We start from the raw sequence: 18,321 nt of genomic DNA, 5'->3' as shown, positions 1-18,321 counted from the left end.
TCGATAAATTTACCAAACAAAACTTAAAATATGCAGTAATTTAAACAAGAAAACTCTTTAAAAAATTTAAATTTTATAATATACATATACTAATACAACTAAAAGAAAAATATTGAAATTTAAGCATTATCAACCCAAGTCAAACTATACAACTCTTTCTATTGATAAGAATTTCCTATCTATATTTTTCTTGCAAGAACTATTTTAGCGTGCTATAATTACAGCAAATCAAGGAAAATAAATTAAGTTAATATACTCTCAATTATGCAAGACCATAATTGATATTTTTTCAAAATCGAGTATTTTTGATCTAGAAAAAAGTTCACAAACTAAAATTCACAAATTCAAATTAAGCGTATTAAAATTTTAAGTTCACAAATTGCAAATATTTAACTATTTCAAGGAGATATGTTAATGAAAAAATGTCCATTCGATCATGGAAGCACCACTTTAACTACAGCTGCTGGTAATCCTGTTGTTGATAATGACAATACTATGTCAGCTGGTCCAAGAGGTCCATTACTTTTACAAGATGTTTGGTATCAAGAAAAATTAGCTCACTTTGCTCGTGAGCGTATTCCTGAGCGTGTAGTGCACGCAAAAGGTTCAGCTGCGTTTGGTACTTTTACAGTAACTCATGATATTAGTAAATATACTAAAGCTGCTGTGTTTAAACCTAATACACAAACTGAAGTATTATTACGTTTTTCAACTGTAGCAGGTGAGCGTGGTGCAGCTGATGCTGAACGTGATGTACGTGGTTTTTCATTAAAATTCTATACTAGTGAAGGTAACTGGGACTTAGTTGGTAACAATACTCCAATATTCTTCATTAGAGATCCATTAAAATTCCCAGACTTTATCCACACGCAAAAACGTGATCCACGCACTAATATGCGTTCGGCAGACGCAGCATGGGATTTCTGGGTACATACTCCAGAATCTATGCACCAAGTGATGATTCTTCACTCTGATCGTGGTTTACCAGCAAACTACCGTCAAATGCACGGATTTGGTTCACACACTTATTCATTTATTAATGATAATAATGAGCGTTTCTGGGTTAAATTCCACTTCAAATCATTACAAGGTATTGCTAACCTAACTAACGCTGAAGCAGCTGAATTAGTAGGTCGTGATCGTGAATCAGCACAAAAAGATTTATACGAGAACATTGAAGCTGGTAACTTCCCACGTTGGGCTGTTAAAGTACAAATTATGCCTGAAGCAGATGCTAACAAGCACAACTATACTTTTGACTTAACTAAAGTATGGCCTCATGCTGATTACCCACTAATTGATGTAGGTATTCTTGAGTTAAATCGTAACCCAGAAAATTACTTTGCTGAAGTAGAACAAGCTGCTTTTGCTCCAAGTAATAATGTTCCTGGAATCGGTTTCTCTCCAGACCGTATGCTTCAAGGTCGTTTATTCTCGTACCAAGATGCACATCGTTACCGTTTAGGGGTTAACCACCATCAAATTCCAGTAAATCAACCTAAATGCCCATTCCACACTACTCACCGTGACGGGGCTATGCGTGTTGATAACAATGGTGGTGCACATCCTAACTATGCACCAAATCGTTATAACACTTATCAACCAACACATGCTCACGAGCCAGCTCTACAATTAGAACGTGAAGCTGCTCACTTTGACTTCCGTGAGTATGATAACGATTACTTCTCACAACCTCGTGCTCTATATAACTTAATGAGCGATGAACAAAAAGATGCTCTAGCTTCTAACTATGCTGATTCTTTAGCTGGTGTTACTTATGAACCAACTTTAGAAAAAGCATTAGAGTTATTCAATGCTATTGAACCAAAACTAGAACAAGCTGTAAGAAGTAAACTCGGTAAATAATTAAAAGTCCACCGCACAAACGGTGGACTTTTTCTTTAGCTCTTTAAGTAGCTGACTTATCATTTTTTGAGTTAGATTTTTTGCTTGGCTTAGAGTTATTTGGTGCTTCTTTAATAATGTTTACATTAAAAAAGCTCTTCCAAACAAAAACACTTTGTCTTAAACTTGAATCAGTTACATCCTTAGATGTCCAAGTGAAAGTTGGTTTAAAGCTTAAATGCTTTTCTAAGAGGTTCTGATCGTCAGTTATATACATATTTTTAACTAAGTTGTTAAAAATAACTCTTTTCTTTGCTAGGTCTACTACTTGAGTAGGTTCGCTTTTACTAAGATTATACTCAACATTGAAAATCGAAGTAGATAAAGCATTAGGATCATTGTTATACAAAGATGAAAATGCAATTAAGGCTTTACATGGCTCTATGTATAAACCTTCGCGCGTTGAACCTATATACACAGTACATGCTTCTACTAAAGTAAAATAATCATTTAGTTGAGTAATGGTATAACGCCCATTAACTACTGTAGGTTTGGCATAATAAGCAAACACATAAGCAAAATAATTTGTCAGATGATCTAACTCTACATATGGTCGAGTAGCATAATCATTCTTTATGTCAGCTAAAATAGTTTCTTGGAGATCATGCCAAAATCTTTGTTTATCATCAAAGCTAGCTCTAATATAAACCGTAGCTTCTGTTGGTGTAAAATTCAATGGCGTAGTCTGAGCTTTTAAGTCTACTGCCGTAAAGAAACTAGAAAGAGCTAAGCATGAAAGTATTTTCATAGCAAGCTTCATAAAATCATCCTACCCTCATTTAATTAAAAAACAATTCCTTCATAATCTAGAACTATTTTTACTCCAACTAACAGAGCGAGCGCAAAACAAATTAATAAAGAAAATAATGGCGCTAAACCTTGCGAAGATTTTCTTTGTTTCGAAATTTCTTTAATTTGTTTTTCAAATACTTCAGGTTGTTCGTAGTTTAAGTTTTTACTTTTTAGTAAACTTGCAATTTTGTCATTGGTCTCAGATTCAATATTTTGTAACTCTGTTGACGCTTTAACAACTCTTTCTAACTCATGGAGTTCTACAATTTTTTGACGATAATTTGCTAATAAAGTTGCTGAGTTAGCTGTAATCTCAGTTTCTTGCACATATTGTTTTAAGTTAGCTGGATCATGTTTTTGCACTAACTCTAAATAGCTTTGGCGCACTTGCATATACTTTTTACCTAAGCCTAAAGTATACCCTAAACGTAAATGATCCTTTTGCTCAATTAAATTAAGTGCTTTTACCTTAATTTCTAATAACTTATCTTGCAGCTCTTCACTTTCTTTAGTCTCTTCTAAATCAAGAACTTCTAAGCGTAAGTCATACTGCTCTTTAATAATTTTTTCTACTTCTTCAATTACGTGTGAAGAAATTTCACCAGATTTATTTACCATACGATTTTATCTCTACTCTAGAAAAAGTTGCTAAAGAAAACTAAACTTCCCCAGTAAACACCTGCAATAAACAGCCCTAAAACTCCACCTTTTATACCAGCAGAGATAATTTGCTTTATGTTGTCTTGTTTTTTATTAGCAACTTCTTGCAAAGCTTGGCTTAATTTATCAACACTATTATTAGGTAGCTGATACTTAGCAAGGGTCTTGAGAGCCTGCTCACTAATAACTAATTTAGGACTCTTTTTAACAGTATCTTCTTGTTGTTCTAATTTTTGTCTTAATTCAACATATGAGTTTTGTAACTTGAAAAACTCTTGTTTTAAATCTTCGTGTTGTAGGTTTAAATCTGTTTCCCCTTGAACTTTATAGATTTTCTCTGGTTGGTATTGCTTTACAAGAGCCAGATAATCTTCTCTAAGCTTTTGGTAACTTGCAAAGGCTTGTTCTAGTTCTTGATTAAAATCTTTGTTAACTTCATCTTCTATCTTTTGTAACTTATCTTGAAGATTAGCTACCTTAATTTGTAAAAGTTGTAGTGAATCTGAAAATGCAAAATTTTCCATAAGTTAATCCTTGTTGATAAATCAACAACAATAAATGCGTTATATTTAAGTGTATCAGCAGAATCTGGCTATTAAATCATATCTACAATAGGAAAGATTAATACTGCAACCAAGCCACCAAAGATGAGAATTGTTAATCCCAAATAAAAGAGTCCTAAGGCAAACAAAATTATTGTATTAAACAAACCTACTAAACATCCTGGAGATGGACGTAAAGAAGATCTTAACTTAAGCTCTAGAGAGGTTTTACTTTCATTAGCGGTTATTACGCCAAGCGAAATAAGGAGATGCTGGATATAAAAATAGTTTTTGTATTCTTCGGTTTTTTTAAGAAGATTATCTTCAGCAATGCGTAAATTATCTGTTGCTTTCTGTAAGTTATTATAACGTTGAGTTAAGGCTTGGTCTTTTTCTTTTATCCCGCGATATTTAGGTAAAAAGTAATTTCCTAACAGAGACTTAAAAGGATCTCTAGTACTAAATTCATTAACTATTGCTGTTGCTTGGATAATGTTCCCTTTATAAGACTCATCTTTTACTCTGATTAATCTACTTCTAATATCCGTAATTAGATTTTCAAATTTCTGCTTTTCATTTTGTGCTGTTGCAAGCTGAGCATTTACGGCATCCAACTGCAATTTAAGTTGGTTTAGATTAGCTTGTAAATTTCTAATCTCTACCTCAAAATTAGGATTTGTAGCCCCGCCATGAGAATTAATTACTGCAAAATTTTTCTTTTCCGAAGCAAGCTCAAGCTTAATTGCTTCTATCGCTTGATTATACTCAACTAGCTGTAAGTTCAGTCTTTCTAAATTAGCTCTACTTTCTCTCTTTAACTGGTGCAGTTGTTTCTTAAGCTCGGCATTTTCATTTTGCAAATTTGTAATATCCATCAGCTTACTTCCTTGCATTTTTTGTAATTTTAGCTTCTAAAAAATTTTACCTAGTAAGATAAAGAAGAATATAATTGCCATAAATATCAAAATAGCTGTTATTCTCACTTTTAAGTGTTCAAAATAGCTAATTGTCATCCTTTGTATCCCTTCTCCTAGGGTTTGATGATTTAAAGCTTCCTCTATTTTAGCTTCAACCGTTCTATGGTCATTAAACTCATACCCGTGCAAAATTTGATTCTGTAAGAGATAATTTTTGATAGTTTCAGCTTGGGTAAATTTTGCTTTTACCTCTTCAAATAAAGCTATATCATTACTAAGTTTTTGCTCTGCGGCTAAGAGAGTGTCTGTTCTACCTTTAAACCCAGCTTCGGTAGCAATAGTATTATTACAATGCTGTATAAGATGATCTGTAATCTGAACATTTGAGTAATTAGTAAAATTACCCAGTTCTTGGTTGATCATAGAAAAATTCTTATTTTTGCAAGCATTGCTTAAATAAGAAAGCTGCACCCCTAAACCAAAAACTATCGCTGGTAAGTTTGCATTATTCTTTTTATTCTGTTCTATGAGCGTTGTTAGCTGATTTTGTGTCAATCCAATTGAAACTCGATAAGAATTTACTTTTTTCATGAGATCATTTTTCTCTGCAATTAAAACAGAGTATTTTTTTTGGATTGGATCTAACTTTTCTTTTACTAAATTTAACTCTTGCTGTATAGTTGCTAAACTACTTTTAGCTTCCTCTATTTGCTTTTGCAAATCTTGTACAGTTGCTTGAGTTTGAAGCTCATGATCTTCAATTTGCTTCTTTAATTTTTCATTTAACTCAGTTAAAGATTTTAAATTATTGGCATTGGGCATATTAACTTACCCTCCTCAAATATATCTTAGCTTAGTAAATCAACTTTACAGATTCATAATTTTATATTACCAATAATAGTCATCATTAGTAAAAATAACACCCATTAAAAAACATATTAATAACACAGCCAGTAAATAAAAGCCTATCATACCCCCGCTTATACCCCCACTACCTGAGAACTCACTGTTTGAGTTAGAACTACTTTGAGCAGTTTCATTTTTTGCTTCTTCAGTTACTTTAGGCTGAGCAGATTCACTTTTCTCTTCTTCAGTTACTTTAGGCTGAGTAGATTCTAACTTATTTAAGTTTATTTGTGGGCAAGAGCTTTCTTTTAATAAATCACTCTGATCTGTTGAACTAGTTCTATTTACCGACTCTTCTTCAAGGACTTTCTCTTGTACCTTTTCACTATTTTCCTTTACTGCAGACTTTTGTAAGTCTTGATAGTAATACTTATATTTTTCTAATAAGTCATTACCATTAGCTTCATTTTCAAAGCCAGAAAGAATTAGTTTAATACGTTCAAAATCTTCGTTTTGGATGGCTTGATTAAGTTGCGTAAAGAGTACTCCCAAACTATAAGAAAGTTGGTTAAACTTTTCTTGAGCTTGTTCACTTTCTTGGATTTTAGAGTTTAGACTTGTAGTTAGAGTATTAACTTGCTGCTCAAGCTTATTATTTTCTTCTACAAAAGATTTATTATTCTCATTTTGCTGATTTAGTTTTTCAAGCTCGGCTTTATGCTTTTGTTCGTGATTTTCTAACTCTTGTCGGTAATGCTTTACTTGTTGCTCTAAGTTAGCTATAACTAATTTTTGTTCTTTTAATTTTGCTTCAAGCTTTTCATTTAATTGAGTTAAAGATTTAAAAAGGGATTTATCTTCAAACATTTCTACTTATTATAAATTAACTATATAGTAATACTTTAGGTTCATGCCGTAAAAGAGAACTTGTATAAGCAAAAACTAGTAGCTTTCTAGTTCTCTTGGACAAGAGTTGGGTTTGGTTGAACAAGTTGATTAACCAGAGTTAATAAATCTTCATAACTAGTTTCTATTTGTGCAAAACTTGTTTTGTAAACTTCAATATTGTCACTCTTAGGAACACCTAGTCTATTAAACTTATTAATATCCTTTTGTAATTCTAATGCTAGGTTATTAAGTTGAATAAAATCAATTAATGAAATAGGTTGATTATTAACAAAAATTCTCATATTCGTAAGTTCTGAGCTATTTAATGCTTCAATATTAACCTCAACTCTAGCTACAGCTATACCTGCAAGCTCTCTGATTTGCTGGACTAAAGTTATAATATTCTGATTTAATTTGCTAGGATCTAACTCTGCAAGTGTTTCGAATTGACGAGTATCTACTTCCTCAAGTTCTCTTGCTTGTTCATCAATATTTCTTTCTTGTTCAGATCCTAATTTCTCAACCTCTTTAGCCTGATCTACGTCTAACTCTTGAGATTCAGGAGCTAACTCCTTAAAGATTCTTATTTTACTAACATCTTTTATTCCAGAAATAGTTAAGTCTGAAAGTTGCAGTTTAACTTTTTCAAAATAGTTAAGGTTAGTTGAACTTTCTGAATCCATAGACATTGAAAAAATGTGTGGAAGAGTTACAAAACTATCACTATCCAATTTAATTCTTCGTTTTTCTTCTTCGTTTAAGAAAAGATATTTCAAAGGATTTATAAAGTTCAAGCAAATAAATATGGTAAATGCTCCAAGTATCGCTCCTCGGAACCATAATGAAAACCTTGCTAAAAATCTAGCCATTGGAGCAATAGCACCACTTAGTTTTGCTATCGCTGTATCTGGAGTTTCATTATGATTTAGTACTTTTTCTTTTACTAAATAATCTTGCAGTTCTAATGCTAGAGTATATTGTTGTCTTTCGGAATGGAATTTTGCTTTTTCTTGTTTAAGTGTATTCTCTTCTCTTTTTACAAGACCTTCAAGATTTTGTACACTTTTTACTCTACTTTGCAGATTCTCATAGTAAGGTCTGTAATTCTTTAGTAGACTTTTACTCGGATCATTTACTTCAAAGCTTACAATATATTCTTTAGCTTTTGCAGTATCCCCCGCTTCTAATGCTTTATTTAGATATTCTAGTTGTGTCCCTAAACCATAAGCTAGTTGAGTAAGACCTTCCCTTGCTTTTTCTTTTGCTAAATACAGTCCTTCTATATCCGCTTTGAGGGCATCTAATTTCTGTTTCAGATTCTTATTATCTTGGGAAAAATCTTTTTGACTAGCAATTTGCTTGTTTAATTTTTCTAGCTCATCTTTATACTTTTTTTCACGACTTGCTAGCTCTTGCTTATAATCTTCTAATTGATGTTTTAAATTATTTAAAACTTGTTTTTGTGCTCTTAGTTGAGATTCAAGTTTTTCATTTAATTGAGTTAAAGATTTTGAAAGTGTTTTATCTTCTAACATCTTCTCTTTAAATTTTTTCTTTTGCTTTTAACTTAGATGATTACTTATATTTTCAGGAGGAACTATAAACTTGCCATGTTTTTCTTTTATAGTCTCTTTATGAAGAGTAAACTTTTTACGGTTTTAATTGATTAAATACAGATATTAATTGATTAAATACAGATGATAGTTCTTTATACTTGTTTTGTATTCCATTAAAAGTCATTGTATAATTCTGCAGATTAATTCTGTTACTTCTACTATTATTTGGCGTCTGTAGACTGTTATATTTATAAACTTCTTGTTGTAAAGCTACAGCTCGATTATATAAATCGGTAAAATTCGTAAATGTAATATGTTTATTATCTACTAATACATACACATTGGTTAAACTAGTATTAGTTTGTGACTCTACCTTTACTACAACTCTAACTGAAGCTTTATCTGCGAATTCTTTAATTTGTTTTACTAAATCCTGGATATCACTATTTAGTTGAGTGGGATTTAGATTTTCAAATCCTCTTCTATTACTTACATCATTAACGGCTGCTATAGTTAATTCAGAGGTTTGCTTTTTTGCAATTTCTAAATAGCTGAGCTTAGTTGAACTTGTAGCATCTAAAGTCAATGGAAAAGAGGATGGAAAAGTGACAAATTTACTTGCTTCAACATTTACTCTTTCACGGTCTTCTCCATCAAGGTAATAATGCTTAACGGAATCAAAAAGAATCGTAAAAATAACTAGTATAAAAGCTCCAAAGAAAAAGCCAAGAGACCATAATGGAAATCTAGGTAAAAAGCCTCTTTTTGGAACAATAACATCTCTTAGCTTTGCTATAGCTGTATCTGGATTTTCATTATGATTTAGTACCTTTTCTCTTACTAAATAATCTTGCAGTTCTAATGCTAGAGTATATTGTTGTTTTTGGGCATTGAATTTTGCTTTTTCTTGTTTAAGAATATTCTCTTCTCTTTTTACAAGAGCTTCAAGATTTTGTACACTTTTTACTCTAGCTTGCAGATTCTCATAGTAAGGTTTGTACTGCCCTAGTAGACTTTTACTCGGATCCTGTACTTCAAAACTTACAACATAACCTTTAGCTTTTGCAATATCCCCTACTTCTAATGCTTTATTTAAATATTCTTGTTGTGTCCCTAAACCATACGAAAGCTGTTCTAAGTGATCCTTAGCTTTTTCATTCTCTTCAGCCAGAGCTTCTAAATGCGCAGTAATATCATTAACTTGCTTTTGAAGATTTTTATTTTCTTCTTCAGAAAGTTTCCAATTGTGGTTTTGCTGATTTATCTTTTCAAGTTCGTCTTTATAATTTTGTTCAAGGTTTACTAGCTCTTGTTTATATTGATCAACCTGAAGCTTTAAGTCATTTACAAGTTGTTCTTGTTCTTTTAGTTTAGCTTCAAGCTTTTCATTTAATTGAGTTAAAGATTTTGAAAGTGTTTTATCTTCTAACATCCTTTTTTTCTATATTTTGTTTTACTTAAAAATTAACTCATAACTTCAGTTTTACTTTATCTGACGCCTGCTAAATAAGTATCCATAAAGCTCAGTGAAAATGCAGAAATTTTCCGTTAACTTTAGCACTGTTGCTTAACCTTTAAATAAAACAAAATACTCCCTCCTTAACGAAAGGAGTATCTCGTTATTAATAAGAACTATGGATTTTGTACTGGGGGATTTTGCGGTTCTCCAGGTACCTTATTTGTTTGAGTATTATCTACTTTAGGTTTAATTTGATTAAATAGAGATAATAGTTCTTTGCACTTGTTATCTATTCCAGTAAAAGTATCATTATATATCTGCTGATTATTACTGCTACCTCTACTACTACTATTTGGTTTTGACAGTTTGTTATATTTTTCTATTTCTTGTTGTAAAGATTTAGCTAACTCATGTAATTCATGTAACTTGTTAAAATTATCTAATGTAATAGACTTATTATCTACTAATACATTCACATTGGTTAAACTAGTACTAGCTTCTGACTCTACCTTTACTACAACTCTAACTGAAGCTTTGCCTGCAAATTCTTTAATTTCATTTACTAAATCCTGGATATCACTATTTAGTTGAGTAGGATTTAGATTTTCAAATCCTTTTGTACCACTTACATCTTTAACGGCTACTATAGTTAATTCTGAAGTTTGTTTTTTTGTAGTTTCGAAATTACTTAGGGTAGTTACATTTGCAGTATCCACAGATAAGGAAAAATTGTGTGGAAGAATAAAAAACTTACCATCTTCAACTTTTAATCTGCTTCTTTCATTTGGATCTAAGAACAATTTTTTAACAGGACTTATAAAATATGTGCAAATACCTAGAATTAAAATACCAATGAGAAGCCCTAGGAACCATAATAAAAAGCCAGTTAAAAAGCCACCTTTTTTAACAATAGCATCACTTAGTTTTGCTATAGCTGTATCTGGAGTTTCAGTATGATTTAGTACTTTTTCTCTTACTAAATAATCTTGCAGTTCTAATGCTAGAGTATATTGTTGCTTTTGAGCATTGAATTTTGCTTGATCTTGTTTAAGAGTCTCCTCTTTTCTTTTTACGGCTGCGTCAAGATTTTGTAAACTTTTTGCTCGACTTTGCAGATTCTCATAGTAAGGTTTGTACTGCTCTAGTAGACTTTTACTCGGATCATGTACTTCAAAGCTTACAATATAATCTTTAGCTTTTGCAGTATCCCCTGCTTCTAATGCTTTATTTAGATATTCTAGTTGTGTCCCTAAACCATAAGCTAGTTTAGTAAGTTTTTCCCTTGCTTTTTCATTTTCGTCAGTCTGAATTTTTAAAGCAGCAGAAAATTCCTGATTTTCTTTCCTTAATTCCTTTGTGTCTTCTTCTAAAGAATTTACTTTGCTAGTTAATTCATCTTTTTCCTTTTTTAAACTCTCAAACTTTTGATTAGCTAAAGATAGTTTCTTACCAAATTCTTCTTGTGTACTTTGGAGTTTTACATCATAGTCTTTTTGTAATCTACCTAATTCTGCTCTATGTTTTTCTTGTATTTGACTATGCTCTTTACCTAGAACAAAAAGATTTCTTTTGCTAAGACCATAAGATCTACCAAGAACTCCAACAGTTAATGCACCTATATTTAATACTTTACCACCAAAGCTATCTACAGCTTCTTTATCTAAAGCAAAATAGATTTCACGGAATTGATAGAAAACGTCAGAGTTAATTAAAATAGCAATAACACGGTAAATTGCATTTAAATCTTGACTAGCGTCGATTACTAAAGGAGTATTAGCAGGAAAATCAAAAAGATAATCTTTACTTAACTGTTGAACAACTAGTGGATCATTATTTCTACTTTGTCCTAAACGATTATCTAAATCAGTAAGTTGATTTCTAAATTGTTCTGCAGGTAAATCAGACTCAGTTAATGAAGCCTTATATCTATTTGCTTCTTCATCAACTAGAGTTTCACGCACAAAGCGATTTAAACCAAGTAAAGTATCTAAAATACTTCTTACTGAATTCTCATTTGTTAGTTTCACTCCAGGTTTTGTTAAAACAAAAGATCCTGTGTAGTTACCCGTACGATCACCAACTTTTTGTAAAACTGGTTGATAGTAACCAAAGTAGTAACGTAAATCACCTAATAAAGTAATTCCTGAGTTAGTTTCACCTGCTTTAAACGGTAAAATACTCATACTTACACGAATAATCCCTCTACTTCTTACTTTAGTTGGATCAGCTAAAAGTTTGGTGATGTTGTTTCCTGAAGGTAAATCTATACGAGAGTTTATTTCTAACTGTGAGTTACTTATCATTAGAGATCTTAACTCATCATCCATTTTGTATTGGTGTCCACTATCGGCACCATTTAAACCCCAGTTGAAATTTTTATAAGTGTTATTCGCTGACATAATTCTATTAGTGGTAAACTTGTTGTAATAGGACTAATTTAAGTTGAAAACTTTATATATAAAGCGAAGAAGATATAAAGCACAAAAAGCACGATAAACAATAAATGCAGCCCCATCTTGCTGATACTCTGCACCCAATTGTTCAATAAGTTGAGCACGTACTTTTCGAATTGACTCCATATCTCCAGAAGTTATATAATTTTCTATCCCTGTATCGGTTAACAGATTGCACAATTCTTTTATATTTTGCCCTCTTGAACTTACAGAAATAGCTTGCTCTATTTTTTTAAGATTTAGCGTATCTTTTTGAGCGAAAATACTTAGCTCGGTACACTTAATATAAGCTGAGAAATTTGTATATAAGGCATAAAGAACATTTTTGAAATAATCAAATCTTAATTTTTTATCGCCTTTAAATACATGTAAATACTCGTCTGCTGTTAAACCTTCGAGAATTAAGAAATATCTTTCAAGGTGGTTTAGTACATTTGGTAATTTGTCATAACTTGTCCAATCGCCAAATAAACTTTCTTGCACCTGCACGCTAGAAACAAAGTTACCAAATAAACAATTATGTAACTTATCTAAGCTATGTCTTACCTTATGTAAAGAATTCCAATCTAAGTTATTTAACTGCAGTTTAAAATTACTATAATCTTTTAATTTGCTATCAAGATAAGCTTTATCTGGATAACTTGCAGTAGAAACAAAGTCTAATCCAGCTATACTACCTGGATTTTTTACAAAATTAGTTGGTGCAATACTTGGCTCAGATGAAATACGTACTTGATTAAGCTCGTTATTTTTTGCTTTGAGTTCAGATTCTTTAAGGTTTAATTCCCTTTCTAAATATTCAATTTTGGAAATATAATCACTTATTTTTCTTCTAGTTTGCTCGAGATTTCTATTGCTAACATCTAATTTTGTTGCATAATCATTAGCTTTATAATTCTCATCTCTAAGACGATCTTCTAATAATTTTCTCTCACCAATGAGCTTATTCTTTTCAATAATAATTTTTTCGTAATCTGTCTTACGAGCATCTATTTCGTGACGTAGTTGTTTTTCAACTGAATTTTTATATTCCAATTTATTTTGTATATTTTGTCCTTCTTTACGAATCTTAATTATCTGTTGGTTCAAATCTGCAATTTGACTTTGTAATTTCTTTATATCAGCTTGGTATTTAGCTACCTCTGATATTTTTAGCCTAATTGCCTGATTATGAAAAACTTCATTTTCTTTAATCTTACGCTCGTAACCAACTTTTAGATCATTTTCTCTTTTATTGCTTTTTGCTTTTTGCTCTTCTAAAGCAACATTAAATTGTTTTTTAAGTTCAGTTTCTTGTTCATTAAGAAAAACCTGATAATTTTTCTTAGCTTCTGTATAGAGGTTATTTATCTGGCGATACTGATCATTTAGAGCATTGTACTGTTGAGTTTTATGTTGAACACTAGCGTTTAACTCTTTTATATTCTTTTCATAAGTTAACTTTTCTGTATTGAATCTAACTATTTGCTGATCTTGGTTTTTTATATGTTCTTTAACTCGCTCAAATTCTTTTTGGTATTGAGTATTTTTTTTCTTAATATTTTCAGACTCTTCAATACAAGCTTTAAGTTGCTTTTCTAGTTCACGTTTATCCTTCTTATCTACAAAACTCACCTCTTGAAGTTTTGTAATTTCCTTTAGTTTCCTTTCACTCTCTATCTTATAGTTTCTAATAAGATTATCTTTATCTCTTTTTTCTCTTTCTAAATTCTTTTGAATACTTTTAACTTGCTCACGAGTTATCTCTAATTCTTTTACTAAGTTTCCAGCCCTAGTCTCTAGATCAGAAAACTTAGCTTGGAATTCGTGCATTGCTTTATCTTTTTGCCCAAGCTCTTCTTTATGTTTTGCATCTATTTCTATTAATTTACGCTTTTGCTTCTCTATAGTGCCTTTAAATCTTCTTTCTTGAAATAGTTGTTCGGTCTCAAGAACAAATCTAAATAAACTTCTATTTCCAGACTCTTTTATTGTCGCCGCTATTAAGTTACTTTGTTTGATAACTAAATAGTTAGACTCATCAGCAACTATCTCTTTTATTACTTGAGGATCAGCAGTAAGGATAATATTGCTAAATAAATTAAGCACATGGCTTTCGTGTAAAGCTAAGGTTATTTCCGTAAGACTTCTACTTACATCTTCAAAACTTTTTGCTTCTTCTAATATAACAAGTAGTTTTTTATCTAGGCTGGCTTGAATTGCAGAAGGATAAGATATACCTGAAAATTTTAGATTGTTGTACCAATTTGTTGGGATAAAGTCTAATTCTAACTCGTCTATCTCTTTGGCATATCTATCACCAACTACAACCCCAGTTTCTTTTAAGGCTTTGCTAATACGATTAATACAAAGAAAAATACGATTTAAATCTTCAGGAACAGGTATTTGATCACTAATAAAAAAGCTACCGAAAAAATTGCCACTACGATTTCCGCTTACTTGATAGCATGAAGTGTATTGCGATATACCAAAATATACCTTGTTATTTTCCGTAAAGCTTGTTAAAGCATAAATAGGAAATTCAGACTGGTCTTTAGGATTAGGTAGGAGTTTATTTAAGAGGATTAAATCTAAATGTTCAATTATTCGCTTGCCTATTTTTTCAGGGAATAGTGAAGCACACTGAAAGCCATTTGGAGTTCCTAACACTCCTAAATTAAATGGAATTGAATTCATAGTTTCTCGGAATTTTTTATTAAATTATTGATTTTTAGAACAACTTCCAAGCAAAAGACTTTTCCATGGGACAAATTAGGCAACTAAAGAAAATCAATAGTTGCCTGCATAATAATTTAATGTCCGTTTCCGCTTAACCAGCCACCAAATTTTTTCCAGATGCTTACAGTTGGTCTTAAATCAGTACCAGTTGCACAACTATAGATCCAGTTAAATACTTTTTGTGCACTTTCATAGTCTTCATCAAAGAAGTCACCATTTTGTTTCCCTGCAGAATAGAAAATACATGCGTTAGTTTGTTCACTTTCAGCAAAAAAGTTTTTAGTGAAAGTTGCGATTGCACGTCTTTCAATTACAGGATCTTCGGCGAATAAGCGTGAATCATATCCGTATTCACTTTTGATTTTATCTGGAATTAAGTCAGATTTAGTTATAACTAGTAGTTTGTGATACGTTTGACCTGTAGCATTTTGTTGCGTACAAATTTGGTCAAAGAATGCTTGTAAAATCCCCACTTGAGGAGCTTTTGCACTTGTATTACCACCAGTGTCTTTAGTGTGATCCCAAAGGAATAGGAAGTATTTGTTTACATAAGAATCGAGGATTACACGAATTGAGTCTGGGATTTCCCCTCTATATTTATCTGCATATTTATCATCAATTGATTTATATGCTAGAGCAAAGTTTTCTCCCGAAGCATCGATAAAAGTTACTTCTACCGATGGTTTCTTTCTATCTTGTGGCTCAATTTCAATTGGTAACTCATATAACTCAGAGGTAGCTGTACGAGCAATTGTATTACGCTCGTTATATGGATTGTAAGACGACTCTAAGAAAAGGTTAAATTGCTTTTGTGCTTCAATTGATGATGTCGTCGAAAGTCTTACCGTTGCAGGTAATTGTGACATCATATATTTGATCAGATTAGCAATTAAGAAGGTTTTCCCAGTATCTGGAGCACCAAATAAAATCACAAAGTGCTTGTGATCTGCGTCTTTATTTAACTCACTTAAACGCTTTAAGTACTCTGAACGAGTTAAAGTCATTTTAGCAGTTTGACCTTCTTTACGTTTTGGACGATGACTGTCGTATTCTTCGTCTTCAGTATTAGTATCTAAGTCATTACTAAAAGAGAAGCTACCAAAGTCATCTCCTGTACCAACAGTGCTAGTTTGACTAAAATCCGAAAACCCCTCTTCTTTATTATCACTAGCCTTAGTTAGGCTAGGTGTTGATGAAAATGAGTCAATACTGCCAAAGCTATCGCTATCAGTACCAAAAGCTGAAGAGCTATTAAAGTCATCACCAAAAGGATTTGCCGTTGCTGAAGAGTTAGAACCTTGTAAAGATGAGTTTGTAGCCTCATCACTTGTTGTGTTAAAGTCACCAAATAAATCTTTTTTATCTGACATGGTATAGATTCCTTGGATTAATTGTTATCTTTTTTAGTCGAGACTAGTACGACCTTTACGTGCTCTAATTTGTGCTTGGTAATCTTCATCAGTTTGAGATCTGATACTACCGCTAAAAATAAGCATTAAGTATAAAGCAGCGAACCAGTCAATAATGAATGCTAATAAAGTAATTAATACTGCACTGAAGAAATAATCATTGAAACCGCTCTTAAATGAGTAGTTAATTTTTCCAATTTCTTCTGCACCAAACACAGCTGGTTGTAAGTCAAATAGTTTTGGATCGTTAACGTAAATACTTACTTCATTACGTAACTTATTGTAAACGTCAACAGATTGTTGAATAACTCCATAGCCTTCTTCTCTAATACGGCTATCTAAACCACTTTGAAGTAATGTGTCAATTCTACGTACTTGCTCATCTGTTTCAGCTTTAACATATTTTGCTAAATTGATTGCAGCTGCATAAGTACCATTTTCTTTACGTGTATCAAGAATATTTTGGATTTGATTTTTATAACCTTCTAGAGCTACACGATAGTTACTTGTTGATAACTCAGTTAGAGGTTGACCTAACTCTTTACTAATTTCTTGTAATAGTTGTCTTGCACGTTGACCAAAACCTGGACGTTGTGGGTCTAATACTTGAACTTCTAGTTGACCTACTAATTTTTTAACATTGTTTTCTAACTCAGTTTCTGGAGAAATAATTGTTGCTACAGCTTGAAGGGTTTGGCTCTGTAATTCGTTTAGTTCAACTTTATGTAAAGTTAACTCTTGACGGTAAATTGTAGATTTATTGAACTGAGTATAGAAAGCATTAAAGTTACCTGCATATGTAACTAAGCTAACTACAATGAAAGAAAGCACAACGCCGATATATGATTTTCTACGTACAATACGCTTACCGATTTCAAGAGTTAAAGCATATAAAATACATGTAATCGCCGCCGAGAAACAGTAAGCTAAGGCTGCACCCATAACATCGGTATAACCAATTGCCGTTTCAATAAAACTAATACTTAAAAGAATGAAAAGAGGAATATGAATCCAACCTGGAACACTTTGTGGACGTTTATATTTTTCTTTAATAGCCATAGTTAGAGAAATAAATATCTAAATAATTAAAACAACTTAAAGGAATTAGTGAATAATTCCTTTAAAACTACTATTAATGATTAAAAGGCATAAAGTAAGCTTTCTGAGTTAAGCTTACTGTTATGACTTTTTGATTGGTAAACAAATGCAGTTTGCCCCTAAGTACATTCGTATTTATTTACCTCTCAAGAGCTCAAATAAGTTTTATAAAAAACTCTAAAAGTATGTATATATTTAAGTCGAAAACTGTCTGAAGTCTGATTTTAAGTCAATGCAACTAAATATTTTTTATTTAGATAAAAAACATTTCTAGGGTATACATATAACTTACATATTCAACAGCTATATTCTTCTTAAAATTTAGCCCTCATAAAAACAAGGGCCAGCTTTTAAGGAAGAAAGTTTAAGTGTAAACTCTTGCAAATAAAGCACCGTGGATACAGTGATAAAGCTTAAGTTGAGAATTTTCTGTTGCACAGATAGATGACAGAAGTTAAAAATAGGCAAGGTTTACACTTAAGCGGTAGGGAAAATCTTGTTAGATATAAAAGATCTTTCCCAAATTCTGAAAAATTCAATATAAAAAGGCTAGTCTAAAAGGCTTAGACTAAAAGAAAATCTTTGTTTTACATGAACTAAGCATGCATTGTGTAAATAAAATTGAGTAGAAAGGAAGATATAGATACCATACTGTCTAAACAAAAAATTGGACATAAGTTGTCACTTTGGTAAACGTTACTTTTACCAAATAAACTGTAAAGATAATATGCACTTAAATATACAAGTATGGTTTACACTCTAAAGCTAAAAAAGAGTCCATAGCTAAAGTAGGTGTAAGTATTGTTTCTGAATTTTTGTTGGATTTAAACAAAAAAAGAGGAGAGAAATAAAGAGTGGATTTTGTCGATTTATAGAGCTAAAAACAAAAAACTAACTCTAAAAGGTTTTTGTTATTAGGCTAAAAATCTTTTACACCACACTAAAATCTGCCATCTATAATTAGTGTAATGAAAGAATACTCTCTTACATGAAAGCATTACAATTTATTACCTAGTAATAATACTTTTAAACTTGGTCTGCCATACCAAATTTAAATATAGCTAGAATAGAATATTTA

Annotated in this window: 13 protein-coding genes; 1 reads left to right on the top strand and 12 read right to left on the bottom strand. The window is 31.6% G+C overall.

Features of this window, described 5'->3' with window-relative positions:
* Positions 1-414 precede the first annotated feature (414 nt).
* Positions 415-1,866, top strand: a complete 1,452-nt coding sequence (locus CJP74_RS06485) for a catalase (protein WP_119497472.1) — start codon at positions 415-417, stop codon at positions 1,864-1,866.
* Positions 1,867-1,909: 43 nt separating this feature from the next.
* Here CJP74_RS06485 and CJP74_RS06480 read toward each other — a convergent pair whose 3' ends face one another.
* The 12 genes from CJP74_RS06480 to CJP74_RS06425 all read right to left on the bottom strand — a co-directional run bounded on the left by CJP74_RS06480 (position 1,910) and on the right by CJP74_RS06425 (position 17,204).
* Positions 1,910-2,665, bottom strand: a complete 756-nt coding sequence (locus tag CJP74_RS06480; RefSeq protein WP_119497470.1) for a hypothetical protein — start codon at positions 2,663-2,665, stop codon at positions 1,910-1,912.
* 23 nt (positions 2,666-2,688) lie between these two features.
* Entirely contained in the window at positions 2,689-3,315 is a 627-nt protein-coding gene (locus tag CJP74_RS06475; protein ID WP_119497468.1) for a hypothetical protein, read from the bottom strand.
* Positions 3,316-3,332: 17 nt separating this feature from the next.
* Complete coding sequence (locus CJP74_RS06470) at positions 3,333-3,881, bottom strand: hypothetical protein (protein ID WP_119497466.1); 549 nt, start codon at positions 3,879-3,881, stop codon at positions 3,333-3,335.
* Positions 3,882-3,952: 71 nt separating this feature from the next.
* A complete protein-coding gene (locus CJP74_RS06465; protein WP_119497464.1) occupies positions 3,953-4,774 on the bottom strand; it encodes a hypothetical protein in 822 nt (273 codons plus the stop codon).
* A gap of 36 nt (positions 4,775-4,810) precedes the next feature.
* Positions 4,811-5,638, bottom strand: coding sequence for a hypothetical protein (locus CJP74_RS06460; RefSeq protein WP_119497462.1), 828 nt, complete (start codon positions 5,636-5,638; stop codon positions 4,811-4,813).
* A gap of 66 nt (positions 5,639-5,704) precedes the next feature.
* A complete protein-coding gene (locus CJP74_RS06455) occupies positions 5,705-6,529 on the bottom strand; it encodes a GumC domain-containing protein (protein WP_119497460.1) in 825 nt (274 codons plus the stop codon).
* 86 nt (positions 6,530-6,615) lie between these two features.
* On the bottom strand, positions 6,616-8,085 hold the full coding sequence (locus CJP74_RS06450) for a coiled-coil domain-containing protein (protein ID WP_119497458.1): 1,470 nt from the start codon (positions 8,083-8,085) through the stop codon (positions 6,616-6,618).
* 115 nt (positions 8,086-8,200) lie between these two features.
* Complete coding sequence (locus CJP74_RS06445; protein WP_119497456.1) at positions 8,201-9,538, bottom strand: coiled-coil domain-containing protein; 1,338 nt, start codon at positions 9,536-9,538, stop codon at positions 8,201-8,203.
* A 200-nt stretch (positions 9,539-9,738) separates the two neighbouring features.
* Positions 9,739-11,964, bottom strand: a complete 2,226-nt coding sequence (locus CJP74_RS06440) for a hypothetical protein (protein ID WP_119497454.1) — start codon at positions 11,962-11,964, stop codon at positions 9,739-9,741.
* A gap of 33 nt (positions 11,965-11,997) precedes the next feature.
* Positions 11,998-14,694: a hypothetical protein gene (locus CJP74_RS06435; protein ID WP_119497452.1), complete on the bottom strand. Its 2,697-nt coding sequence runs from the start codon at positions 14,692-14,694 to the stop codon at positions 11,998-12,000.
* 116 nt (positions 14,695-14,810) lie between these two features.
* Positions 14,811-16,106 carry a hypothetical protein gene (locus CJP74_RS06430; RefSeq protein ID WP_119497450.1) on the bottom strand — a complete coding sequence of 432 codons (1,296 nt, stop codon included), beginning with the start codon at positions 16,104-16,106 and terminating at the stop codon, positions 14,811-14,813.
* A 33-nt stretch (positions 16,107-16,139) separates the two neighbouring features.
* On the bottom strand, positions 16,140-17,204 hold the full coding sequence (locus tag CJP74_RS06425) for a hypothetical protein (RefSeq protein WP_119497448.1): 1,065 nt from the start codon (positions 17,202-17,204) through the stop codon (positions 16,140-16,142).
* Between the last annotated feature and the right edge of the window lie 1,117 nt (positions 17,205-18,321).

Source organism: Psittacicella melopsittaci (genome assembly GCF_003585925.1).
Taxonomy (GTDB): Bacteria; Pseudomonadota; Gammaproteobacteria; order Enterobacterales; family Psittacicellaceae; genus Psittacicella; species Psittacicella melopsittaci.
This window is presented reverse-complemented; position numbering and strand designations above follow the sequence as displayed.